At 47.4% G+C, this 23490-nt stretch carries 26 protein-coding genes; 19 read left to right on the forward strand and 7 right to left on the reverse strand.

Annotated elements, in window-relative coordinates; genetic code table 11:
• Positions 1-169: 169 nt before the first annotated feature.
• Positions 170-316 (reverse strand): hypothetical protein, encoded by a 147-nt coding sequence (locus JOE45_RS21265; RefSeq protein WP_210022468.1) that lies wholly within the window; start codon positions 314-316, stop codon positions 170-172.
• A 167-nt stretch (positions 317-483) separates the two neighbouring features.
• Between JOE45_RS21265 and JOE45_RS21270 the strand changes: the two genes are divergently transcribed.
• The 10 genes from JOE45_RS21270 (at position 484) to JOE45_RS21315 (ending at position 9624) form a co-directional block, all read left to right on the forward strand.
• Positions 484-1959, forward strand: coding sequence for an aldehyde dehydrogenase (locus JOE45_RS21270; RefSeq protein WP_210022467.1), 1476 nt, complete (start codon positions 484-486; stop codon positions 1957-1959).
• A gap of 16 nt (positions 1960-1975) precedes the next feature.
• Entirely contained in the window at positions 1976-2761 is a 786-nt protein-coding gene (locus JOE45_RS21275) for a 2-keto-4-pentenoate hydratase (protein ID WP_210022466.1), read from the forward strand.
• Between the two features lie 27 nt (positions 2762-2788).
• Positions 2789-3673, forward strand: coding sequence for an acetaldehyde dehydrogenase (acetylating) (locus JOE45_RS21280; RefSeq protein WP_210022465.1), 885 nt, complete (start codon positions 2789-2791; stop codon positions 3671-3673).
• Between the two features lie 19 nt (positions 3674-3692).
• Positions 3693-4721: a 4-hydroxy-2-oxovalerate aldolase gene (gene dmpG / locus JOE45_RS21285; protein ID WP_210022464.1), complete on the forward strand. Its 1029-nt coding sequence runs from the start codon at positions 3693-3695 to the stop codon at positions 4719-4721.
• Positions 4722-4730: 9 nt separating this feature from the next.
• Positions 4731-5513, forward strand: a complete 783-nt coding sequence (locus tag JOE45_RS21290; protein WP_210022463.1) for a 2-keto-4-pentenoate hydratase — start codon at positions 4731-4733, stop codon at positions 5511-5513.
• Positions 5514-5542: 29 nt separating this feature from the next.
• Positions 5543-5737: a 4-oxalocrotonate tautomerase gene (locus tag JOE45_RS21295; RefSeq protein ID WP_210022462.1), complete on the forward strand. Its 195-nt coding sequence runs from the start codon at positions 5543-5545 to the stop codon at positions 5735-5737.
• Between the two features lie 157 nt (positions 5738-5894).
• Positions 5895-7181 (forward strand): aromatic ring-hydroxylating oxygenase subunit alpha, encoded by a 1287-nt coding sequence (locus JOE45_RS21300; RefSeq protein WP_245247108.1) that lies wholly within the window; start codon positions 5895-5897, stop codon positions 7179-7181.
• Positions 7182-7206: 25 nt separating this feature from the next.
• Entirely contained in the window at positions 7207-7710 is a 504-nt protein-coding gene (locus JOE45_RS21305; protein ID WP_210022461.1) for an aromatic-ring-hydroxylating dioxygenase subunit beta, read from the forward strand.
• 39 nt (positions 7711-7749) lie between these two features.
• Positions 7750-8649, forward strand: a complete 900-nt coding sequence (locus tag JOE45_RS21310; protein ID WP_210022460.1) for a VOC family protein — start codon at positions 7750-7752, stop codon at positions 8647-8649.
• 27 nt (positions 8650-8676) lie between these two features.
• Complete coding sequence (locus JOE45_RS21315) at positions 8677-9624, forward strand: substrate-binding domain-containing protein (protein WP_210022459.1); 948 nt, start codon at positions 8677-8679, stop codon at positions 9622-9624.
• A gap of 80 nt (positions 9625-9704) precedes the next feature.
• On the opposite strand, the gene JOE45_RS21320 is transcribed toward JOE45_RS21315, so the two are convergent.
• Together JOE45_RS21320 and JOE45_RS21325 are read right to left on the reverse strand one after the other, a co-directional pair.
• Complete coding sequence (locus JOE45_RS21320; protein WP_210022458.1) at positions 9705-10598, reverse strand: LysR family transcriptional regulator; 894 nt, start codon at positions 10596-10598, stop codon at positions 9705-9707.
• 35 nt (positions 10599-10633) lie between these two features.
• Positions 10634-11569, reverse strand: coding sequence for an amidohydrolase family protein (locus JOE45_RS21325; protein ID WP_210022457.1), 936 nt, complete (start codon positions 11567-11569; stop codon positions 10634-10636).
• Positions 11570-11682: 113 nt separating this feature from the next.
• Here JOE45_RS21325 and JOE45_RS21330 point away from each other — a divergent pair, with 113 nt between their 5' ends.
• Complete coding sequence (locus JOE45_RS21330; protein WP_210022456.1) at positions 11683-12450, forward strand: IclR family transcriptional regulator; 768 nt, start codon at positions 11683-11685, stop codon at positions 12448-12450.
• A gap of 45 nt (positions 12451-12495) precedes the next feature.
• Here JOE45_RS21330 and JOE45_RS21335 read toward each other — a convergent pair whose 3' ends face one another.
• Both JOE45_RS21335 and JOE45_RS21340 read right to left on the reverse strand, forming a co-directional pair.
• Positions 12496-12753 (reverse strand): hypothetical protein, encoded by a 258-nt coding sequence (locus JOE45_RS21335; RefSeq protein ID WP_210022455.1) that lies wholly within the window; start codon positions 12751-12753, stop codon positions 12496-12498.
• Between the two features lie 138 nt (positions 12754-12891).
• Positions 12892-13710 carry a dienelactone hydrolase family protein gene (locus tag JOE45_RS21340; RefSeq protein WP_210022454.1) on the reverse strand — a complete coding sequence of 273 codons (819 nt, stop codon included), beginning with the start codon at positions 13708-13710 and terminating at the stop codon, positions 12892-12894.
• A gap of 154 nt (positions 13711-13864) precedes the next feature.
• Between JOE45_RS21340 and JOE45_RS21345 the strand changes: the two genes are divergently transcribed.
• From JOE45_RS21345 to JOE45_RS21375, 7 genes are all read left to right on the forward strand, one after another.
• Positions 13865-15223, forward strand: a complete 1359-nt coding sequence (locus JOE45_RS21345) for an MFS transporter (RefSeq protein WP_210022453.1) — start codon at positions 13865-13867, stop codon at positions 15221-15223.
• Between the two features lie 308 nt (positions 15224-15531).
• Positions 15532-16251: a class II aldolase/adducin family protein gene (locus tag JOE45_RS21350; RefSeq protein ID WP_210022452.1), complete on the forward strand. Its 720-nt coding sequence runs from the start codon at positions 15532-15534 to the stop codon at positions 16249-16251.
• Positions 16252-16344: 93 nt separating this feature from the next.
• Positions 16345-17070: an isochorismatase family protein gene (locus tag JOE45_RS21355; protein WP_210022451.1), complete on the forward strand. Its 726-nt coding sequence runs from the start codon at positions 16345-16347 to the stop codon at positions 17068-17070.
• An 82-nt stretch (positions 17071-17152) separates the two neighbouring features.
• The gene (locus JOE45_RS21360; protein ID WP_210022450.1) at positions 17153-18220 is read left to right on the forward strand and encodes an ABC transporter substrate-binding protein; all 1068 of its coding nucleotides are present in this window, start codon (positions 17153-17155) and stop codon (positions 18218-18220) included.
• A gap of 41 nt (positions 18221-18261) precedes the next feature.
• Positions 18262-19284, forward strand: a complete 1023-nt coding sequence (locus JOE45_RS21365) for an ABC transporter substrate-binding protein (protein ID WP_210022449.1) — start codon at positions 18262-18264, stop codon at positions 19282-19284.
• Between the two features lie 75 nt (positions 19285-19359).
• The gene (locus JOE45_RS21370; RefSeq protein WP_210022448.1) at positions 19360-20160 is read left to right on the forward strand and encodes an ABC transporter ATP-binding protein; all 801 of its coding nucleotides are present in this window, start codon (positions 19360-19362) and stop codon (positions 20158-20160) included.
• Positions 20161-20967, forward strand: coding sequence for an ABC transporter permease (locus JOE45_RS21375; protein WP_210022447.1), 807 nt, complete (start codon positions 20161-20163; stop codon positions 20965-20967).
• A gap of 104 nt (positions 20968-21071) precedes the next feature.
• Here JOE45_RS21375 and JOE45_RS21380 read toward each other — a convergent pair whose 3' ends face one another.
• Positions 21072-21644 carry an MFS transporter gene (locus JOE45_RS21380; RefSeq protein WP_210022446.1) on the reverse strand — a complete coding sequence of 191 codons (573 nt, stop codon included), beginning with the start codon at positions 21642-21644 and terminating at the stop codon, positions 21072-21074.
• Positions 21634-23076 carry an FAD-binding oxidoreductase gene (locus tag JOE45_RS21385; RefSeq protein WP_210022445.1) on the reverse strand — a complete coding sequence of 481 codons (1443 nt, stop codon included), beginning with the start codon at positions 23074-23076 and terminating at the stop codon, positions 21634-21636. The genes JOE45_RS21380 and JOE45_RS21385 overlap by 11 nt, the downstream gene beginning before the upstream one ends.
• Before the next feature lie 201 nt (positions 23077-23277).
• On the opposite strand from JOE45_RS21385, the gene JOE45_RS21390 reads away from it, so the two are divergent.
• A complete protein-coding gene (locus tag JOE45_RS21390; RefSeq protein ID WP_210022444.1) occupies positions 23278-23466 on the forward strand; it encodes a hypothetical protein in 189 nt (62 codons plus the stop codon).
• The last annotated feature ends 24 nt before the right edge of the window (positions 23467-23490 follow it).

A 23490-nucleotide genomic window follows, 5' to 3' on the forward strand; every position in this document is an offset into this window, starting at 1 on the left:
TATAGTGTTCGTGTCCACCTTACTATATTAGTCGGTTTTTATATTGTACATGTCAAGCGCAACCATTTTGTTATATAATTTCATTACCAACACATTATTGGAGGGGTAATCAAAGAGCCGCCTATTGCGCGGGGCAACAGGCGGCTCTTTGTGGCTTGCTCTTATAGCGTTAGCGCTTGTTCTTCTTGGCGGTATCGCTTGCTTTTGCGGCTTCGCGAGAAACGGTGTCTTCCGCCAGCTTGTCACCGAATTGATCCAGTCGGCTTGGACTGCTTGCAGGTCCGTCATTGTCCGGTTTACTGTTTCTTCCACTCATGAACGATCACCTCCATGTGATAGCGTGCCTAAACTTCCGCCAGATTATAACCATACATTCGAGTTCCATATAACAGAACGCGGACCTTGTGAGGGCCGGGCTTCGGATTTAAGATGAAACTATCCAAAACTATAACAGGTTTTACTATGCTGAGGAGGATGGTTTCAATGCAGACACAATCCGTGAGCAAGCCACAAACAAAGGCAATCGACTGCATGCATTTTATTGACGGGAAATACGTTCCATCATTGAATGGAAAGACGTTTGATAACATCAATCCGGCAACGGAAGAGGTGATCGGTAAGGTTGCTGAAGGAGGCAAGGAAGAGATTGATCTCGCCGTTGCCGCCGCCAAGAGAGCGTTAAACGGCCCTTGGAAGACCATGACGATGAATGAACGAATCGCTGTTCTCCGCAGAGTGGGGGACTTGATTCTGGAGCGTAAGGAGGAGCTTGCCGAACTGGAGTCAATCGATACCGGTAAACCTATTTGGCTTTCGAGCAGCATCGATATTCCGAGGGCCGCATATAATTTTCATTTTTTTGCCGATTATTTGCGTTCCGACGGGACGGAAGCATATCAAATGGATAACGTGGCTATTAACTACGCTATTCGCCGTCCGCTCGGCGTCGTGGGCTTGATCAATCCTTGGAACCTTCCGATGCTGCTGATGACCTGGAAGCTGGCCCCATGTCTGGCTGCTGGAAACACGGTTGTGATGAAACCGGCTGAGCTAACACCGATGACAGCGACGCTTCTCGGTCAAATTTGTAAGGATGCAGGAATTCCCGATGGCGTGGTGAACCTGGTGCACGGCTTCGGACCGGATTCCGCCGGCTCAGCTTTGACAGAGCATCCTGACGTCAACGGGATTTCGTTCACTGGCGAAACGACAACCGGGAAAATCATCATGAGTGCCGCATCGAAAACCTTAAAACGTTTATCTTATGAATTGGGCGGCAAAAACCCGAATGTTATTTTTGCGGATTCGAATTTGGACGAAGTGATTGAAACTACGATGAAGTCCAGCTTTATCAATCAAGGGGAAGTTTGCCTCTGCGGATCGAGAATTTATGTGGAGCGTCCTGCATATGAATCATTCTTGGAGAAGTTCGTAGCAAAAACCAAAGAGCTCGTTGTAGGCGATCCATTTGAAGCCAAAACGAAAGTGGGCGCTCTGATCAGTGAAGAACATTTTCACCGGGTAAACAGCTACATCGAGTTGGCCAAGCAGGAAGGCGGCACGATTCTCACTGGAGGCCAGAGACCGGAGGGGCTTGATAAAGGCTTTTATCTAGAGCCTACCATTATCGTAGGGCTGGATAGCAACTGCAGAACCGTAAAGGAAGAAATTTTCGGGCCGGTCGTCACGGTCATTCCCTTCGATACGGAGGAAGAAGTTTTGGCTCAAGTGAATGACACTCACTATGGATTAAGCGCTTCCATTTGGACTAACGACCTGCGCCGTGCACACCGTGTTGCCGGACAAATCGAAGCAGGCATTGTATGGGTGAACACCTGGTTCCTGCGCGATCTCCGCACTCCTTTTGGCGGGATGAAGCAAAGCGGCATCGGCCGCGAGGGCGGAAAGCACAGTCTTGAATTTTACTCTGAGTTAACCAATATCTGCATTAAGCTTTGATGAAGGAGGAATAGCGGTGAATGTGATTAAGAGCGTGTCATTCGCGGACCATCTGGCGCAAGCGGAGCAATCGGGAGCCGGCGTAGAGCCATTAACCGTTTTGGAGCCAAACATCACGATCGAAGAAGCCTACCATGTCCAATTAAAGACCATTGAACGAAAAGTCGAGGCCGGAGCCAAAATCGTCGGAAAAAAAATCGGCCTAACCTCGCTCGCCATGCAAAAACTGCTTGGTGTGGACCAACCGGACTATGGCCATTTGTTGGATAGCATGGTGGTAGAAAACCAAGGGGCAATTCCGTTCAACCGCGTTCTTCAACCTAAAGTGGAGGCGGAAATCGCCTTCAAATTAAAACGGGACCTGATCGGACCCCGGGTGACGGTGACCGACGTATTGCTAGCTACGGAATATGTGGTGCCTGCGCTTGAGATTGTGGACAGCAGGATCAAGGATTGGAAAATCAAGCTCCAGGATACGATCGCTGACAATGCCTCCTCCGGTTTATATGTATTGGGCGGTAATCCGGTGAAGGTGCATGAAGTGGATTTGGCGCAAATCGGCATGGTCTTGTATAAGAATGGTGAAATGGTGAATACCGGGGTAGGCGCGGCGGCTCTTGGCCATCCCGCCAGCTGCGTAGCGTGGCTCGCGAACAAATTATTCGAATTCGGTATCGTATTAAAAGCGGGCGAGGTCATTCTTTCCGGTGCGCTATCTGCAGCGGTCAATGCGGAGCCAGGAGATTCCTTCAGCGCACGATTGGCTCATCTTGGCGAAGTCAGCGTAAGGTTTACCGACTAAATCATGATGTAAGGGGGAAGGTACAGAATGTCTAAGGTGAAAGCGGCTATTCTAGGTTCAGGGAATATTGGGACGGATTTAATGATTAAACTTGGACGCTCCGAAATATTGGAGTTAACGGCGATGATCGGGATCGATCCCGAATCGGACGGCCTGCGCCGGGCTAAGGAAATCGGATGCCGGACATTTGCCGGCGGTTTAAAACAGTTTTTAGAGGAAGCTCCGGAATTAGCAGACATCGTGTTCGACGCCACCTCGGCCAAAACTCATATCCGTCATGCCAAAATGTTAAGAGAAGCGGGTAAGCTTGCCATTGACTTGACGCCGGCGGCTGTAGGGCCTTATGTCATTCCGTCTGCGAACCTGAACGCGCACATGGATGCGGACAATATTAATTTAATTACATGCGGAGGCCAAGCTACCATTCCTATTGTACATGCCATTAACCGTGTTCATCCGGTGAGCTATACCGAAATCGTAGCCACGATTTCAAGTGCGAGCGCAGGCCCCGGAACGCGCGCCAACATCGATGAATTTACAGAAACGACGTCTCATGGTCTTGAACAAATCGGTGGAGCCAAAAAAGGAAAAGCGATCATTATTATGAATCCTGCGGAACCGCCGATCCTTATGCGGGATACGGTATATGCGTTAGTGGAGGGGCAGATCGACGAAGCCGCCGTATCGCGCTCCATCACGGACACGGTAAGCTATATCCAATCGTACGTTCCGGGTTACCGACTTCGTACCGAGCCGATATACGATGGCAATAAAGTGACCGTGTTCCTGGAGGTGGAGGGAGCAGGGGACTATCTGCCGAAGTACTCCGGCAATCTCGATATTATGACGGCGTCTGCGGTTAAAGTGGCGGAAGAATTCGCTAAAAATAGAATAAGCCAATCTGCGGTGTAACGGGAAGGGGAGAATGAAAGTGTCACAACAACGCGATGTAGTGATAACGGAGGTTGCGCTTCGTGACGGGAGCCATGCTATTGCTCACCAGTATACGGTTGAGCAGGTCACGAGTGTAGCTAAAGCCTTAGATGAAGCGAACGTGCCTTTTATCGAGGTTTCTCACGGTGACGGACTTGCCGGCTCGTCCCTGCAGTACGGATTATCACGGACCAATGAAATGGAATTGATTGAGGCTGCCGTTTCGGTATGCCAAAATTCGAAAGTTGGCGTGCTCCTGCTGCCGGGCATCGGTACGATTAAAGATTTAAACAAAGCCGCCCAGCTGGGAGTTGGGATGGCTCGTATTGCAACCCACGTTACCGAAGCGGACGTATCAGCGCAGCATATTGCCAGATCCAAAGAATTGGGACTGACGACAGTGGGCTTTCTGATGATGTCGCATATGGCCCCGGTACAAAAGCTGGTGGAGCAGGCCAAATTGATGGAAAGCTATGGCGCGGATACGGTGTATGTCGTGGATTCCGCGGGGGCTCTTCTTCCTCATCAGGTGAAGGAGAGAATCAGCGCGCTCAAGCAAAGTCTTTCGGTCAACATTGGCTTCCATGCCCACAACAACCTGTCCTTGGCTATGGCCAATACGCTGGTGGCTATGGAAGAAGGGGCAACCTGGATTGACGGCAGCGTAAGATGCCTTGGCGCTGGCGCGGGCAATACGCAGACAGAGGTTTTGATTGCGGTATTGGATCGCATGGGCATTCAAACCGGAATTGACCTATATCAAATGATGGACCTTGCTGAGGAGATTGTCGCTCCAATTTTAACTACACCGCAGGAAATTACTAGAGACGGCCTGGTGCTCGGTTATGCGGGGGTTTATTCCAGCTTCCTTCTGCATGCGCAGCGTGCCGCCAAAAAATTCGGCCTGGATTCCAGGGATATTCTGGTGGAATTGGGCAAGCGTAAAGTGGTAGGCGGACAAGAAGATATGATTGTAGATGTCGCTTCAGAAATTGCCAAAAAGACAAATAAAGTAGCTTCGCTCTAGGAGGATGTTATGGATCGAAACCAATATATCAATATAGCCCAATTCTTGATCGATGCTGAAGTCGGTACAAGGGAAGTCACCCGAATCACCGCGGAGCATCCCGATCTGACCGTTGAGGAGTCCTACCGAATTCAAGAGGAACTCGTCGGTATTAAGCTTGGGCAGGGCTATCGCATCATAGGCCCCAAGATGGGGCTGACGAGCCACGCCAAGATGAAGCAAATGAATGTGGAAGAGCCGATTTACGGTTACATTTTTGATTACATGGTGGTCGATGGCAATGTGCTGCACCTGAACGAATTGATTCATCCGAAGGTGGAGGCGGAAATCGCTTTTATTCTCGGGGAGGATCTTGAGGGCCCAGGGGTTACCAACGAGCAAGTGTTCGCTGCAACAGAATATGTGGTTCCCGCTCTAGAGATTATTGACAGCCGATATGAAAATTTTCAATTTACTCTCCCGGATGTGATTGCAGATAATTCCTCTTGTTCGCGGGTGTTTATCGGTTCAACGATGAGAAAGCCGGAAGAATTGGAGCTGGATTTAGTAGGCGTTACCCTCTCGATTAACGGCGAACTGAAAGATATGGGCGCGGGCGCCGCCGTATTAGGTCATCCCGCTCAATCAGTTGCGATGCTGGCTAACATGCTGTCCCGCAGGGGACAGAAACTGAAGGCAGGCCAGGTCATCCTTACCGGCGGAATTACCGGTGCCTTGATGCTCTCGCTAGGGGATACGGTTACCGTCAAATGGGATGGTCTAGGAACGATGGAATTCAGAGTAGAAGAGTAGTCAAAAACATAACGGAGTTGAAATGAACGATGCCTATTGTAAATATTCAGATTCTTGAGGGACGTTCCCCTGAGAAAGTGAAAGAATTAATCATAGGGGTTACCGATGCCGTTGTTGATAAACTTGAGGTCAAAAGGGAGTCCGTCCGCGTACTGGTAACGGAAGTTCCCAAGACTCACTGGGGGATTGGCGGGGTTTCCGTTTCCGATATTCCAGGCAGATAAGAGAAGCCGCTCCTTGATAGGGGGCGGCTTTTCTCATGGTCATAAATTTTGTCAATGGGTGCCGATTGACACTTTCAATTGGAGCATTTGAGAGAACTGTCTTATTATTGAAATAGAGAAAAGACATTTGAACTTAAAGCTAGAGGAGGAAACTCAATTGCAATGTAAACGCTTTATCATCGATGATCCGGAACGCATGCTGTTTAAGGTAAGCCGTTCCGTTTTTACAAGACCGGAACTATTGGACAAAGAGAACGAAATTATCTTTAATAAATGCTGGATATATGTGGGACATGAATCAGAAGTGTCGAAAAAAGGCGACTTCGTCACAAGAAATGTCGCGGGCAGGCCGATTATATTTAATCGGGATAGCGGCGGTCAAGTGAATGCGTTTTTCAATACATGCTCCCATCGCGGAGCAATCGTATGTCGGGAAAGAGAAGGCAATTGCAAAACTTTCCGCTGCTTCTATCATGCGTGGACGTTTAGTAACAAAGGGGATAACATTGCGATCCCTGGAGAAGATTCATATCCGCCTGGTTGGGATAAATCCCATATGGGATTGCACAACGTTCCGCGTTTGGAAAGCTACAGGGGCTTCTACTTTTTGAATTTCGATAAACATGCGATTTCGTTGGACGAATATTTGGCCGGTGCTAAGGAATACTTGGATCTGATCGCAGACCAATCCGAAATCGATGAAATGGAAATTATTCAAGGTACCCAGGAGTATGACATGAAGGCGAATTGGAAGCTGCTTGTGGAGAACAGCTTTGACGACTACCATGTGGTGCCTACGCACATTACTTATTTGGACTATTTGAAGGATTCCGGTGTGGAGATCGCTCTTCCCAAAGGCCTGTTAATGCCGGCGCACGGGATCGGCAAGCCGCTTGGCAACGGGCATGCCGTCATCGATAACAAAACCTATAGGGGTCGGCCGATCGCACGGTGGATGCCCATCTACGGGGAAGATGCCAAACCGGTGATTGAGGAGAAGCGAAAAGAGCTTGTGCAGCGGCTGGGTGAAGAGAAGGGGATGCGAATAGCGGAAACAAACCGGAATCTCGTGATATTCCCCAATCTCGTCATCAATGATGGCTCCTCGATTACAGTCAGAACCTTCTTCCCGGTTAGCCATAATCAGATGAAGGTAACGGCTTGGGCATTGGGCCCCAAAGAAGAAGGCCCGGTAGCAAGAAGAGTCAGGCTGGACAGTTATTTAACCTTCTACGGACCGGGGGGATTTGCCACTCCAGACGATGTGGAGGCATTAGAAGTTGCTCAGCAAGGATACGAGACGTATCAAGAAGTCGAGTGGTCCGATATTTCACGTGGGCTGCACAAAGAAGAACAGCTGAATACGGATGAAATTCATCTGCGTACGTTCTGGAGAAGATGGAACGAATTAATGACAGGCGAGACGACACTGGGTACAAACTAAGTACATGCGGCTAGGAGGAGTTCATATGAGCGAGAGGACGACAACGCAAGATTTTGAACGATCTGACGTTGAAGATTTTTTATATCACGAAGCTTATTTGCTGGATGAATGGCGGCTGGACGAATGGGGAGAGCTGTTGACAGAGGACGCTTGGTATCTTGTCCCGCCCAATGATGTGCCAAAAGGCAATCCGGAAAACACGTTATTCCATGTTGCGGATAACATTGACCGTATTCGTTCGAGGATCAAAAGGTTGAAGAGCCGTCACGCCCACGCGGAGAACCCGCACTCCCGAACAAGAAGACTGATTACCAATGTTCGAATTACGGCTCGCGATAGCGAGATGATTTCCGCATCCGCCAACTTTATAGTGATGAGATACAGAAGGAATGAACAGATCAGGCAGTACGTCGGTGTGTATGAATATAAATTTGCAGTCGAGGACGGGCAACTGAAAATTGCCGAGCGCAAAGCAATATTGGACGCCGAGGAATTGGGGCAGCTGGGCTCGATAAGCATTTTGCTTTAACTCGTTAGTGAATACCTAGACGAAATAGGAGGGTTGAATATGATCCGTTATACAAAGCTTGGCTATATTGCGCTCAACGTGACGGATGTGCAGCAAAGCGTGAATTTTTACCGGGACATGGTTTGTTTGGATCAGGTTGGGGATATCAAGGAGGATATCGCCTTTCTATCGTCCAGTTCCGATTACCACAATCTGGTTTTGAATAAATCCGATAAACCGGGACTCAAGAGAATTGGGTTTGAAATGGAAAGCACGCAGCAGCTGGAGAAAGCTTTCGATCTTCTGGAGAAAGCCGGATGTCATCCGGTAGAGGTAGATAAAGCGGAAAGATCCCTGCTTAAAATCGATAAGGCGTTCCGGTTTAAAGATCCCAACGGAGTCACTTTCGAATTATATAATCGGATGATGCAAAGAGCCAAGCCTTATCAACCCGACCCGATTAAAGTGTTGAAGCTGGATCATATTGTGCTGCGTGTGCCTAATCTTCAGGAGACCGTACGTTTTTTCACAGATGTGTTGAACTTTAAAATATCCGACACCCGGCATAAACCGGATGGTGAAATGTACTTTGCCTTTATGCGCTGTTTTCCTAGCCCGTTTCATCACTCCTTCGGTATTTCGCAGGGCGATGATCTTCGCATGTTTCATATCGCCTACAAGGTAGCGGATATCAACGATGTGGGAGCAGCGAGGAATCGTCTTCTGAATTATAATGTACCGGTTATTTTCGGTCCTGGTCGTCACTTGGCCTCGGGTAGTATTTTTATGTATTTTCTGGATCCGGACGGCTTGACCTTGGAATATACGCTGGGCATGGAGGAATTTCCGGAGGAGAACCCTCGGGAGCCAAGAATGCTGGACAACTCGCTGCGCACCACGGATATGTGGGAAGGCGCGTCCGACCCGCGAATCGGGAAGGTCGGGCACGTAGAAGTGTAATTTAAGAACAAAGGAGTTGAACGAACATTGTCTAAGCGTAATTTGAAAATCGGAAGCACGTTTTACCTTCATACGATGGCGCTGCTTAACCATTCTATCGAAACGAAGGGATTCGATTATACTCCCGAAAATGTAAAAAACATTGATGAGTGCACCTTGCGAACGGTTAAAGGTGATTTCGATATCGGAGAAATGTCTTTGGCTACGTTTCTCAAGGTCCAGGAAAAGGATTCCAGCTTGAAGGCGCTGCCGGTATTTTCCCGAAAAATCCCTCAGGTTTATGCCTTTTGCTCCAAAGAATCGGACTTAAACAGCTATAAGGATTTAAGAGGGAAAAAAGTGGCCGTATTTCAGTACTGGGTTACCGCTTCGATCTGGCACAGATGGCTGTTGACACATCATTACGGAGTAGACACGAAGGATATCATTTGGTGCCCGCTTCGTAAGGATCGAATGGACAACATGCCTTACCCTGAGGACCATCAGATGAATTGGGAGTACTTGGGGGGGACACCCGAAGACCTGCTGCGCAGCGGAGACATCGATTGCTTCTTTTACGCCCGAAAGCCTGATCGCTTTGAAGGCCTGCGGTGGTTATTTCCGCCATCCCCCGAAGAACAGATTCAATTCGTTCAACATTCGGGAATCACTCCCATTACGCATGTGATGGCGATCAAAGATGACATCGTGCAAAGCTCTCCGGAAATCATTGATGAGATTATGGAGGTGTACGAGAAATCCAAGGCGTTGGGCTATCGGGAAGTGGCACACATGTCAAGCCTTTACCTGCCATTCGCCGATTGGCATCTGCACCAAACAGAATCCAGCCTGGGCGGCAGGGATTGGAACGAGAACGGCTGGTCCGAAAACAAGCCTATATTGCAAACCTTCTATCAAGCGTGCATTGAGCAGGGCTTTATCCAGCATCCGTATGATTTGTCGAACAGTTTTATCCCTTATGATTATGAGAAATAGCGTTCAAAAAAACGAACGATTGCTTACTAAAAAAGCCGGCTGCGGGATACCCCTCAGCCGGATGCTTTGAAACATGATCGCTATCGCTGCTTAAACAGCTTCTTTGTAGCACATACTACGGTTTCCTGAATCTCTTGCTGCAGCTGGGATCCGAGCACCAAATAAATTGGGGCTGTTGGAAGAGGCTGATTTATCGGCAGCTCGACAATCGTTCCGTTTCTCAATTCTTCGCTAACAATCATTTCTTGCAAAAAAGCAACGCCAAGTTCTTTTCTTACCATCATTTTGATCCAGCCCAGGTTGTTGATTTCCACCATCTGAACATCCTTTAAATTGTTTTTTTTCAAGTATTGTTCAATCAGCTGGGTGGTCAAAAACGGCTTGCTGTACGTGATAATACGTTCCTTCTTCAATTCAGTGGTAGAAATGGTTCCGGCTTGAGTTAATGGATGCTCCGGTGAACAGACCAATATCGTTTGTTCATTTACAATGTGAATGGCATTCAAGTCTTTGACTTCGGAAGCGGACTGGATATAGGCGAGACCAATATCTACGGTGCCTGAACGAATATCTTCAAGTATTTCTTTCGTCGTGCTGATGTTTACTGAAAAATCGATATGTGGAAAAATGCTATAAAGCGCTTTCAGTAACTCTGGCATGATTTCCACACCCATGTGATTGGGGCATGCGATGGTGATGGTTTTTTGTTCGTGTGATGATTCCTTTAAGGCCAACAGGCAGTTTGTAATATTTTCATAAGCTTCGCGGAAATAAGGCAGCACCTTTTCACCTGTAGGGGTGAGGATCACCTTTCGTCCGCTGATTCGGTTGAACAGGGAATTTTGTAATTCCTGCTCCAGCATTTGTATGCGAACGCTGATTGTAGGTTGGGTGACGAATAACGCTTCCGCAGCGGTGGAGAAACTGCCTTTTTCAACAACCATGAGGAAGGCTTCTATGTTTTTTAATTCCATGGGTAAGGGATCACCTCTGTTGTGAAGATAATGCATTAGCCGCTCATCAGGCTTTGAAAACCCGAGGTACCTTCGAATTGTGGGGGCCAAGCGCATAGATCAAAAGGAAAATCCGAACCAGGCACCACCTGCTCTTTACCAGCCAAGTCTATTAAATATTGTAAAGCATCCGTATTCCAGAGTACAGTATCAAACCAGAATCTTTTTAAATATTCAACCGGCGGGGCTTGAAGAACAGAGGAGACTGCTTTCCATTGCTCGTAACCTTTGTTCATACGACCGATTTGATAAGGTAAAAATCCTCCGCCATGTGCTAGCAGTAGTTTTACTTGAGGGAATCGGTCCAACCAGCCGCTTAATAAAATATCTGCGGAGCAAACGGTTGTTTCCCAAGGCACACCGATCAGATTGGGCATCATTCGATTCTGGAGACGAGGGTCCTCACAAAGAAGCGGGTGGATAAATAAAATGGCACCCAGGCGGTTTGCTTCCTCCCATAACGGGATAAAATCAGGGTGGGTCAGCATTTTGTCCGTAAGGCCAGGGCCGATAATGGCGCCTTTGAGTCCGGAAGACATGGCCCGATTCAATTCACCTGCGGCAAGAAGCGGATCGTTCAATGGCAGAGAAGCTAAGGCGTAAACCGAATCATGACGCCTGGACATGTTCGCTAACGCATCATTATAGACTTTAGATAATTCTTCAGTTATATCGCTGGTAAATTCGTAAAGAAACAACTGCGGTATCGGTGAGACTAACGACTGAACTACGCCTGCACGTTTTTGTTCCGAGAGATACAGGCTTTCTTGGACAAATGCTTCTTTTAATTCAAACGACCATTTTCCGTTAACCGTCAGAAATTCCGCCTTTGCCGGATCTTTTTTTTCCCATTTGGCGTTTACTCGAGCATGGTTGTCTCGGAGCCAGAGCATAACCTCGTCCGGAATAAAATGAGTGTGTACATCGTACATGAGATAAGCCTCCTGAGTAATAGGGTTATATCCTTAATGTAATACGCTGAACGGGTACGGTAAAGACGGCTGTTCCTGTATGTGAAATCAAACTAGCTAGGAGGAAACATTTCATGGCCAAGCAGCAAGAAACGTTATCTTCTGTGCATAATGCGCTCCGCATTTTACGGGTTTTTACCCATGAAAATCCGGAAATGGGAATCAGCGAATTGAGTGTGCGTCTGGGACTGGCAAAAAGCACAGTGTTCCGTTTGCTTCGTACGTTAAGCGAAGATCATTTGGTCGAGAAAAATAAAAAATCGCAAAAATACCATCTGGGATTGGCGGCATTAGAGCTAGGCTTCGCTGTGTATCATGAAATGGAATTACGAAAGGTTTCCCTGCCTTTCCTTGAACGCTTGACAAAAACCTTGCGAAAGGTTGTCCATATGGGAGTTTACGATAACGGAGAAGTCGTTTATATTTGCAAACTGCTCCCTGACGATCATTTAGGGACTATCACGCAGATTGGGCGCAGAGTTCCGTTGCACTGCACTTCTGTAGGCAAGATCTTGCTGGCGCATCAAAGCGAAAGCGAAATTTCGAGATTACTGCAGAACGAATTAATCGCGTATACGGGCAAAACAATAATCCATCATGATAGGTTGAGGAGCTGTATTGCCGATATTCATAAGAAAGGCTACGCCGTAAGCCATGATGAATTGAAAATGGGCGTCAGCTCCGTTTCGGTTCCGGTAGTTAACGACTACGGGGAAGTCATTGCCGCGATCAGCGTAGCCGGATCAACGGCACATTTTTACGATAGCCAGGTCCAGCAGTATATCCGCGAGTTGAAAACATGCAGCCGGATCATAACGGAACGGTTAGATATGCAGGAATAAAGTTTTCGAAACCCTCACCGTGCACAAAGTGCACCTTGAGGGTGATTATTTTTTCACGGGGGAAACCACAGCGGATTCATAATCCGTCTGATCACTTACCCAATGCTCCTCCGACAGAACGGACTGAACAACAGCTTGTTCCACCTCTGACTCCCCCCAGTTCAGCATGAGTTCGATTGCTTCCTCATTATCCATTACTTCAGTGAACAAGTTGTGGGCACTAAACCAATAGCTGCGTTTGCCGGTTAATTCATTATAGAAACTGACAGTACCCGGTCGGAATGGATGTTCAATGATTTTCATAACTGAATCCCACCTTTTTGCGAATCGTAATCCGTAATGGCAACGGTATATCTGTATATACAAAATAATAATAAGGGCAGTGCACCGGAGGAACAACCTGCCTGTTCTTTTATACGGAATGAGCCTGGGGTGATTCCATTATGATCCTAGATGTAGGTTGAGAAAACCCAGGGTACGAGAGAATGCATCTCTGGATGCTTGGATTCGGTAGGATTTGCGTGTGTCATTAAAGAAAGCGTGAGGGGTCTCATCGTAAACATGATATTCAAAGGGTTTGCCATTCTCTTTCATCACTTCGGCAAATGCAGGAATTTGCTCCGTAATTCTCGTATCCAGCTGTCCATAGAAACCGATGACAGGACACTGGATAGCCGAGATGGTTTCCGCTTCCGGTGGATTGCCGTAATACACGACTGCACATGACAATCGGGGATCATGGACCGCACCATAACCGGATAAAGCGCCGCCCATACAAAAACCTAATGCTGCGACCTTGGCTCCCCGGCTTGAAGCATATTGCTCCTGCAAAAACCGGCTTGTTGCCAAGATCTGTTCCAAGTGTTGAACCGGCGAAGTGGCGGCGAACATGGCCTCAATCGTTTCGACGATACGGTTCTGCTGCTCCTGAGAATAAGAGGAAAGAACCTTGTTCCTTGCATTCACATCACGCCATCCTGGGGGAGGCAGCTGGTCCATAAACACTTTGGCAGCTTCGATCCTCTCAGCTGTGAAATGGTTTGGACGTATTTCGTTTCGAGAGAACAGATCCGGTGCGAAGGCCGTATACCCTGCTCGGGCCAGCCTGTCGGTTACATCCTGAATGTGTTCGTCCACACCGAAAATTTCCTGCAGCACCATAACCGCTGGCAGACCAGATTCCGGCTGAGCCGGTTTGGCGGCATATCCAATATATTCCCCTTGTTCTCCATATTGTACCCATTCGGAAACAAAACCCATTTCATACATCCTCCTTTGAATTTCCTTAGTTTCTTTCATTATTTTACCATCATTGTTTGCGAATTGGCACTCAAAAGTTCATAATGAACTTAGCGTCGATCAGACATGACATGGGTAACTCATTCGATAGAGGATAAATAATGGAGGCTTGGAAATGGAACAAAGCGAAAAGAAACGCCGGCTTTTAATCATTGCCGTAGCTCTGGGATTTATCCTCAATCCTTTAAACACTACCATGATATCTGTAGCTTTTTCCCGTCTTCAAGAGGATTTTGGACTTTCCTTCATGGATATTTCCTGGTTGATTTCGACGTATTACTTGGCAAGTGCCATTAGCCAGCCGGTGCTAGGGAAGCTTAGCGATTTGTTCGGAAGAAAACGGCTGTTTCTCTTAGGTTTGCTGCTGGTTACCGGCTCTTCCATATTGGCGCCTCTATCCCCGGGATTTCATTGGCTGCTGGGTTTTCGTGTCATTCAAGCAATTGGGACTTCTGCGCTTTTTCCATCCGGAATGAGTATTGTTCGCAGCGTGGTTACGGAAAATCAAGCACGTGCGCTTGGGATTTTATCGGTGTTCTCCTCTACATCAGCCGCTTTTGGGCCCTCCATAGGTGGATTGTTGATTCATTACGGCGATTGGCAGGCTATTTTTTTAATTAATTTTCCTGTCATTCTTGTCTCGTTTTTCTTGGCTATAAAAGTCATGCCCGCAGATTCAAAGCAAAAGATGACAATGAAAATCGATCTTTGGGGGATTGTGCTGTTTTCTTTGCTGGTTTTTGTATGGCTGTTTTTTTTACTCTCCTTAAGTAACGGAGGGAACTGGTGGCTGCTCGGTGTCGGGTTAGCGCTAGGTTTTTGCTTTTATCGGTTTGAAATTCGTCAAGCCCAGCCTTTTATTGATATTCATTTCTTAAAAAATAACATGCATGTGACTCTGATCTACGTTCAATTCGTTCTGGTGAACATCGTGTTTTATTCCATCACCTTTGGCATTCCTATGTATTTGCAGAATGCCCGGCATTTTGATACACAACAAGCCGGGCTGTCGATGTTATTCCTCTCCGGCTTCGCCGTGTTGATTACACCCATTGTTGCAAGATGGCTGGATAACAGAGGTTCGGAGTATCCCCTGTTACTCGGGACACTGACCGTGATCGCAGGAATGCTTCTGTTCATGACGGTTCAAGATAACTCTGGACTGATCTGGTTCTTTGTCGCGCTGTCTTTTCTCGGAATAAGCACAGGAATCAATAATTTGGGCTTGCAAACCGCTTTATATTCCTTCGTCTCCACGGAAGAAACCGGCGCTGCTTCGGGTCTCTTAATGACTTCACGTTATATTGGAACCATACTTTCATCCAGCTTGCTGGGTAATGTCTTTGGTACGGAAATCGCTACAAACGAGCTTCACTCTATGGCGCTGGTCTGCGCACTCATTGGTGGGCTGATGCTGATTTTGACGATCCGGCTGCATCGAATGAACATGCAGAATCCTTCTGGCTCACAATAGAAGACGATAATGTAGGTGTATGGAACTTATAGATTTCCTTAATACGTTGGTATCGAAATAATCAATTTGAATGTGTGGTACTTATGAAATATCATTAGTGACATACTTGAAAATACAAATTCTCACATGACCTGGGTTAGAAAGAGAGCATGCCGTCCACCTGAATGTGAAGCGCTTACAATAACGGGTGAACGTTGCTAAGCTTATGTTTCAAAAATTCCGATTCAAAAGTCTGTAAAAATGAGGCTGTCGTATTCCCTTCGGGGTAACCGCTTCCATTTAATTAATGATGACAAAGGGGTGCTGGGATGAAAGGATTGGAAAGTATCGATCAAGCGGTTGTACAGGAGCTGAAAGAAAAAATTGCTTTGGGCTGTAAAATTTTGGCCAAGCTGGAGCTGTCGGATTATTTGGGACACGTTAGCGCCCGCATACCCGAAACGGATCTTGTGCTGATTAAGGCAAGAGGATTGGATATGGGGAATCTGTTGGATATGACAGCTGACAAAGTCGTCATAGTGGATTTAGAAGGAAGAAAAGTCGAGGGTGAAGGGTTGAATCCTCCTGATGAAGTCGTCCTTCATACGGAGATTTTCAAAGCTCGTCCAGATGTGATGTCGGTAGTCCATACCCATCAGCCGATCTCCACCGTGCTATGTGATTTAGGGATGCGCATTTTGCCGATGCAGGGCGTCATGGCTGCTATAGCAGCGAGAGAAATCCCGGTCTTTGAATCATCGCTTAAAATTGTGACACATGAGCAGGGCGCTGGTGTAGCGCAGGCTCTCGGGGACCACGTTGCCGTCCATCTGCGAAACCATGGAGTCTGTACAGTAGGGGACAGTATTGAGCAAGCGGTAGTTTTTGCGATATGGATGGAGTATCAGGCTAAATTAACCTGGCAAGCATCGATGGCAGGAACTCCTCGCGGCATGAGTCAAGAGGAAGCGGAGCTTCAGATTAAAGACGCTTTAGGACCGATGGCAAGCCGATGGAGATATTATTGCAGTTTGCTGGACACCAAGTAAGCTTGATGTGTGACATGACGTCAATCAAGCTCTTGCCCCATCAGGCTCTGAGAGGAGCATAATGGCTATTATCAATTATGGGGGGTATTGGACATGCGGGTATGGGATGATTTTTTGACTGCAAGAGATAAACAGGTTTTTGGGAGTTCCGGTTACGGGGTAAAGGCAGCGCTTGGAAAAAGACCTGCTGTATTAGTGGTGGATGTTAATTATGCGTTTTGCGGACATCAAGACGAACCGATTATGGAATCGGTGAAGACATGGCGCACCAGCTGTGGAGAAGAAGGATGGAAAGCCATTCCTCATATCCAAACATTACTTCGTGATGCGCGTGAAAAACACATTCCTGTATTTTATACCACTGGCAAAGACAGGAGGCCCGATGGATTTGATGCTGGTGGATGGAGACGAAAAAACAGCCGTTCGGACGAGGGTGGAGGTATTCCTGGGATTAGAGGCAATGATATCGTCAAGGAGATTGCGCCTCTAGCAAGTGAAATCGTTATCGAGAAGCTGAAGCCAAGCGCATTTTTTGCAACCCCGCTGATCGGATTTTTAACGGATTTGCAGGTCGATTCCTTGCTGATATGCGGAACCACGACAAGCGGTTGTGTAAGGGCAAGTGTGATTGATGCTTTCTCATATAATTATAAAATAGCCATTGTTGAGGAATGTACCTTTGATCGAGGTCAGGCATCGCACGCAATGAACTTGTTCGATATGAATGCGAAGTACGCTGATGTTATCGGCATTCAGGAAGCCGTCGATTACATGAGAACGGTAGAAAAAGGGTTATACGATCACCGCATCCAGTTTTGAATTGTTCCCCTACGAATAGGATTGGATATATCTTTTTCGCTTAATTGATTGCGCTTACAATTATATTTAAATGGAGGGCCCTATGACAAAAATCCAAAGTAAACCTAAAGTTGTTTTTTTCATGAGCCTTATTCTTAGCGCAATATTCACTTTGGCAGGCTGCAGCAATGGAGCAAATACAACGATAGATTCGCAAGGTTCAGGCTCAGCAAACCAAACGACGCCTGAATCACAAAGTGCAGATCCAATAAAGAAAATGCCCGATCAAATGACGAAGATCAAGGTGGGCATCCCGACGACCAATATCAATTTTTTGCCTTGGCATATAGCCGATCAGAAGGGGATATTCGACAAATATAATCTTGATGTGGAATTTACAAGAGTAGAGGGCGGCGTTGTTGGGTTAAGAGGGCTTCAAACAGGCGACTTTGCTTTTCTCGGAGGACTGCCAGAACCGGCCATTACCGGAGTTTCGGAAGGAGCGAATGTAAAGGTCATCGGCGCTTTAACAAATCAATCGATGTATACGATCTTCGTCACCCCGGATATCCAAAATATTGAGGATTTAAAGGGGAAGGCAGGAGCGGTTTTACAGCCTGGCAACGGAACAGATGTCATATTGCGCTGGTGGTTGAAACAGAAAGGACTTGAGCCTAACAAAGACGTACGCATCATTTCCGCGGGCGGTGTATCGGCTCGGGTACAGGCTCTGCTAACAGGGCAGGCGCAGGTGACCTTGCTCAGCCCTCCCACTGATTTGCAAGCAGAGGCAGCCGGGTTGAAGAAAATTGGTTTAATGCGTGACGAGCTGAAAAGCTATAACCATGACGCTATTTCCGCCAACGGAACTCTATTGAAAGATAATCCGGAAATAGCCCGGGCATTTATGGCAGCAACCGCAGAAGGCATAGCTTTTGTTAAAGACCCGGCCAATCGTTCCGAAACGGTTCAGATCGGCAGTAAGGTTTTAGACACAAAGGAACAGGATTTTGTCAAATCACTGGAGTTTGCTCTACCTTCCTATGGGGATAAAGGAAAGGTGAATTTGGATGGTATCAAATGGGCCATCGATACAGCTAAAGAGGCGGGAACGTTGACCAAGGACATAAAGGTCGAGGATGTGGTAGATGAACAATATTACATTGAATAAGTCCTTGTAGTGCTACGTAGATCATGTCAGGGGGGATCCAATTGAGAAGAAGAAAAGGCTTTTCCGTTATGTTAATCGCATTAATAGCTCTTGTGTCTGTATTAACCGCCTGTGGAACGAACACGACACCAGACAGCAGCCAGAATGCAAGTGAGCAAAATCAAAAAACCATGCCGGATCAAGTCGTAGAAGTAAATATAGCCACGGTATCCAATACGATCGATTTTTTACCATGGCATGTAGCAGCCCAAAAAGGTTTTTTTGAAAAGCATAACTTAAAGGTGAATATTAAATCGGTGGACGGCGGGGTTGTTGCCTTGCGGGGCCTGCAATCAGGGGACTTTCAATTTATTGCAAGCCTCCCGGAATCGATCATAACTGCTGTATCTGAAGGGGCGAATGTAAAGGTTGTTGGGACATTAAGCAATAAAACCTTATTTTCTATGTTTGTTGCTCCCGAAATTAACAAGCCTGAGGATTTAAAAGGGAAGGCCGTGGCTGTGTTACAACCGGGCAACGGCGTGGACATTATTACGCGTTGGTGGCTGAAACAGCATGGTCTTGAGCCCGATAAAGATGTCCGGATAGTTTCCGCCGGAGCAACACCCGCCAGATTAACCGCTTTAAGAAACGGTCAGGTGCAGGGAACGCTGCTTCAACCGCCCAACGACGTTAACGGCGAGAAGGCTGGAATGAAACGGTTAGCGGTGATGAGCGAGGAGCTGTTGAATTATAATCAGGATGTCATAGCTGCAAATGGAACCGTTATTAAAGATCAGCCGGAGGTTGTTCGCGCTTTCATGGCGGCCACCGCTGAAGGAATCAGCTTCATTAAAGATCCTGCGAATCGCGAAGAAGCCATCAAAATCGGCGTAGAATCGCTTGGCACGGATGAGGAAGTTACGACGAAGTCGTTTGATTTTGCTTTGGACGCCATCCCGGAGAAGGGGAAATTAAATATAGAAGGCATGCAGTGGGCCATTGATGCGGTCAAGGAGATTGGTGGAATCAAAAACGATCTGCCGGTGGAACAAGTTGTTGATGACAAGTACTACGCTGAATAAATCAGGCTAGGGGGGGGGACCGCCCCGCCCCTAGCTTTTCAAAGAAACGATAATTTTGGACAAAGGAGTAATATGATGACAGCAGCCGCGCCGTTAATGAACTTTGAAAATCTGAATGTCATATATAACCAGGGTGAACCCAATCAGGTTCACGCGCTTCAGGATGCTTCGGGAGAAATTTACGAAGGTGAATTTATTTCTATTATCGGACCCAGCGGGTGCGGTAAAAGCACGCTGCTTCACACATTGGATGGGTTAATTCGTCCGGTGACTGGTTCCATTCATATTAACGGACACCGTGTTGAGGGTCCGGGCGGAGAAAAGGCTATGGTTTTTCAAGATTTTGCATTGATGCCATGGCATACCGTTTTTCAAAATGTGGCTTTTGGGTTAAGGCTGCAAGGCAAATCGGAAAAGGATATACGCGATCATGTGATGCATTATATCCGGATGGTTGGGCTTGAAGGGTTTGAAGGTAAATATCCTCATCAACTGTCAGGGGGTATGAAGCAGAGAGTGGGAATTGCACGCGCTTTTGCGGTGAATCCCAAAATATTATTAATGGATGAGCCGTTCTCCGCTATTGATGAGCAAACACGCGAGATCATGCAGGAAGAAGTATTAAAAATCATGTTCAATGAGAAAAAGACCGTTATTTTCATAACACACTCCATTGATGAAGCCGTATTTTTGTCCAGTCGGATCTTTCTCATGACCGTTCGTCCCGGCAGAATCATTGAAGATTTAAAAATTGACATCCCTTATCCTAGGACGTTAGAAACCAAATTACTTCCCAAATACCAAGAATACAAATCTCAAATCTGGAATCACCTCAAAGGGGAAGTCACTAGACAGTATCAGAAGGGGGAAGTATAGATGGCAAAATTGGAAACACTTAGCTCGGCTGTATCCACTCCGATTGCCCAGAAAAAATCGAAAATAACCCCTGCCTGGACTTATCCGTTTGTCACCATAGCCAGTATTTTAATCGTATGGGAAATCTGTGGACTGGTGGGTATGATCGACCCTTTTATGTTCAGCTGGCCCAGTAAAATTATGGTTCAAACCTGGGGTTTTATTATTAACGGCAGCGTATTCGGGCATTTGGCCATAAGCGGTTTGGAAGCGGGGATTGGACTGGCCATGGCGATGATCGGGATCCCTTTGGGGTTAGCCTTAGGATACTGGAGAAAGCTTGAGTATTCCTTCGATCCCATCATTACTGCGCTCTATACGACACCTGTAGTGGCATTAACGCCGCTGTTTGTTTTATGGTTCGGTTTGGATATTTTATCAAAAATTATGATGGTTTTTACTATGGCAGTTTTTCCTATATTAATTAATACGATGGCGGGGGTAAAAACAACCGACCCGTCTCTGATGAAAGCTGCCCGCTCCTATGGAGCCAATGAATTTCAAATGTTTAAGGAAGTTATCTTCCCATCCACGTTTTCTTATATCATTACAGGAATTCGTTTGGCCATTGGGCGTGCGCTTATTGCGGTTGTCGTAGCTGAGATGCTGGCAGCAAATAAAGGAATAGGGTATGCCATCCGGCATGCGTCCGAACTATTCCGTACCGCAGAATATTTGGGTTATGTCGGCGTTTTGATGGTCTTCTCCGTACTGCTGACGCAATTGCTGAAGGTGTTTGAACGTAAGATTGCCCCTTGGCGGAACTGATTGGATATCTTTTGAAAGGAATTCACTCCATCGCGGTTTCCGACCCAAAACACGATAAAAGCTCCGGAAGAGACATCCTTTCCGGAGCTTTTATCGTGTTTTTTCTACCTTTTATCGTCCATACGAAGCAGCAGAAGTCCGCTCACGAACATCCATAGCGAGCCGATATAGAAGATCAGATCGAGCGTGAAGAAATCGATCAAAAAGCCCCCCGCTATGACCGCCAGCCCCGAGAACAAGCCTACCCAGCCGTGATAGGAGCCGATTTGCCGCCCCCGGCCCGGGCCTTCCGTGACATCGGCCAGCAGCGCCTTTTCGCCGGTTTTTTGCATAGCTCCGCACAGCCCCATCAGTATCTGCAGTACATAGACCTGCCAGATTCCCGTCACCACGGGGAAAAATAAGAACAGCGCAGCCATTCCCCAAGCGCTCCAAAGCAGCAGCGTTTTCCTGCCGTATCGATCGGACCAAGCGCCGAGCTTGGTGTGGAGCAGGGAGGAGCTGATGGTAAATAAGCCGTAAGCCAGGCCGTATTCAGTAAATCCAGCTCCGATCTCTTTGATAAAAATGAGGTAAAACGGAAAGACTAATCCGCTTCCGAACAGCGCTGCGCTTTGAGACATCATCAGGCTGCGAATGGCGAGCTCGCGACTTCTGAGTAATGGGTTATCTTCCATAATGGGCATACCTCTCGTAAAATAAATTTTGGAAAAGCCCGTCCGGATCATAATGTCGTTTCGCGCCAAAGAAGCTGTCCGTGTTTGGGTATACCTGCCTCATTTGCTCTGGTGTCGGATAGGACTGGTAGGTTAAATAATAGGTGCCGCTGTTACGTATCACCGCATCCACAAGCTGCTGCGTGATTTTCTCGGTATGTACTTGCCCTTGGTCCGACAGCTTCTGGTTGATTAAGATCACAACGGCATAACCGTCATGCCTTGCATAAGAGAGATGAGCTTCATCATTACTCCGGATATAACGGACCGTAGCGTTCAGCAGATTGACCTTCTCTTGCCGGACGATCGTTCTTAGTTCGTCTACAAAAGCGGGGAAACGGTCTGCGGGCACGAAATACTCCTGCAGGATGTCCGTATCCGTGGGGGATCGATGCTCCAGAAACTCGATCTCAGGCCGCATTGCGTTGTTGCGCGTGATCAGCTCTCCCTTAGGGGCATCGGCAAACATCTTTTTTTGAACTGTCCAGATGAAGTTTTTGCCCCAATCCCATTTGCGCGACAGACCGAACAAAAACTTGTTGCGCTCCACAAAACGCTCCTCTTGTAACTCTGTTAGAGCAGGTACTGCTTTCTCATCAGTCCTTGTATATGTGGTTACATACATTTCGTTCAGCAAGCTGTCCGGAGCTACGGACAATCGCGCGATGGCCAGCTCGGCTTCGGGTTTGGACAGTATTTCGCTGTGGAACCAGTCCGGGAACGAACGGTAATCGGTCATGAACGTATCGATCCGGTAGATCGGATTATCTGTGACCCTGAGGTCCACATCGACAATGACGCCGAACAGACCGAAACCGCCGATGACGAGGCCAAACAGTTCTTCATTCTCTTCTCTGCTTACGTTCCGCAGGGCGCCGTCCGCCATGAGCAGTCGGAAGCTTTCCACTGTCTCAATCACCGGGCCGTGGTGAAGGTCCCGTCCGTGCACATTCGAGCTGAGCGATCCGCCGATCGTGAAGATATTAGAGGACTGCATAACACGGACCGACAGGTTATAGGGATTCAGATAGTTCTGAACGTCGGCCCATGTCGCACCGCTTTGTACGCGAAGTATGCGCCGCTTTTCGTCCAAGTGTACCATCCGGTTGAAAGGCTTCATGCTCAGTACAACGGCGTCCTTGTAGAATGTATGGCCGCCTTGGCTGTGGCTAGCCCCGGCAATGGAGATAGGCAGTCCCTGCCGGGCCGCTTCGCGAACCGTCTCCTGCAGGCTCTTGAGATCATTCGCCGGGACGATTTTGGTCACCTTGCGGGATTCAATCCGGCTTACATCCGTCATCAACAGATCGGGCCCGCGGGAACCGTTTATGTATACCGAGGCCGTGAACAACAGCAGATACGCAGCGATAAAAAGCAGATACCTATTTTTCATCAAGGGCTCTCTGTTCCTTTCCGGATAATCAGGCTCATGAGAAAAGCTTATCATAAGATCGGTTAAACGAAAAATGTGTAATTTAGGACAAATTGAGGGGGGATCGTTGAAAGTACCTTTACAGCCAAGATTCGACGCTGTTGCTGCCGATTCCAATTGCAGAAGGCGCGTCTTACTTCTCGGCGGGAGGAATGGGCTGCTATGAAGGAACAGCATATTTGGATTTTCGAACCAGTAAACGAGTTCGCTCACGAAAGTAGTAACGACGGAGTAGAAGACCGGGCGCTGCAATACACGCTAAGCGCAGTCGTAGAGGAAGCGGATTACGACAAAGCTGTCGAGATGATCCACCGGGAACAACGGGCAAGTTGCATCGTTAGAATAACGTGATCTGCATGAATAAAGGGAAGGTCC

Origin of the sequence: Paenibacillus sp. PvR098 (genome assembly GCF_017833255.1) — a bacterium.
Classification (GTDB): Bacteria; Bacillota; Bacilli; order Paenibacillales; family NBRC-103111; genus Paenibacillus_G.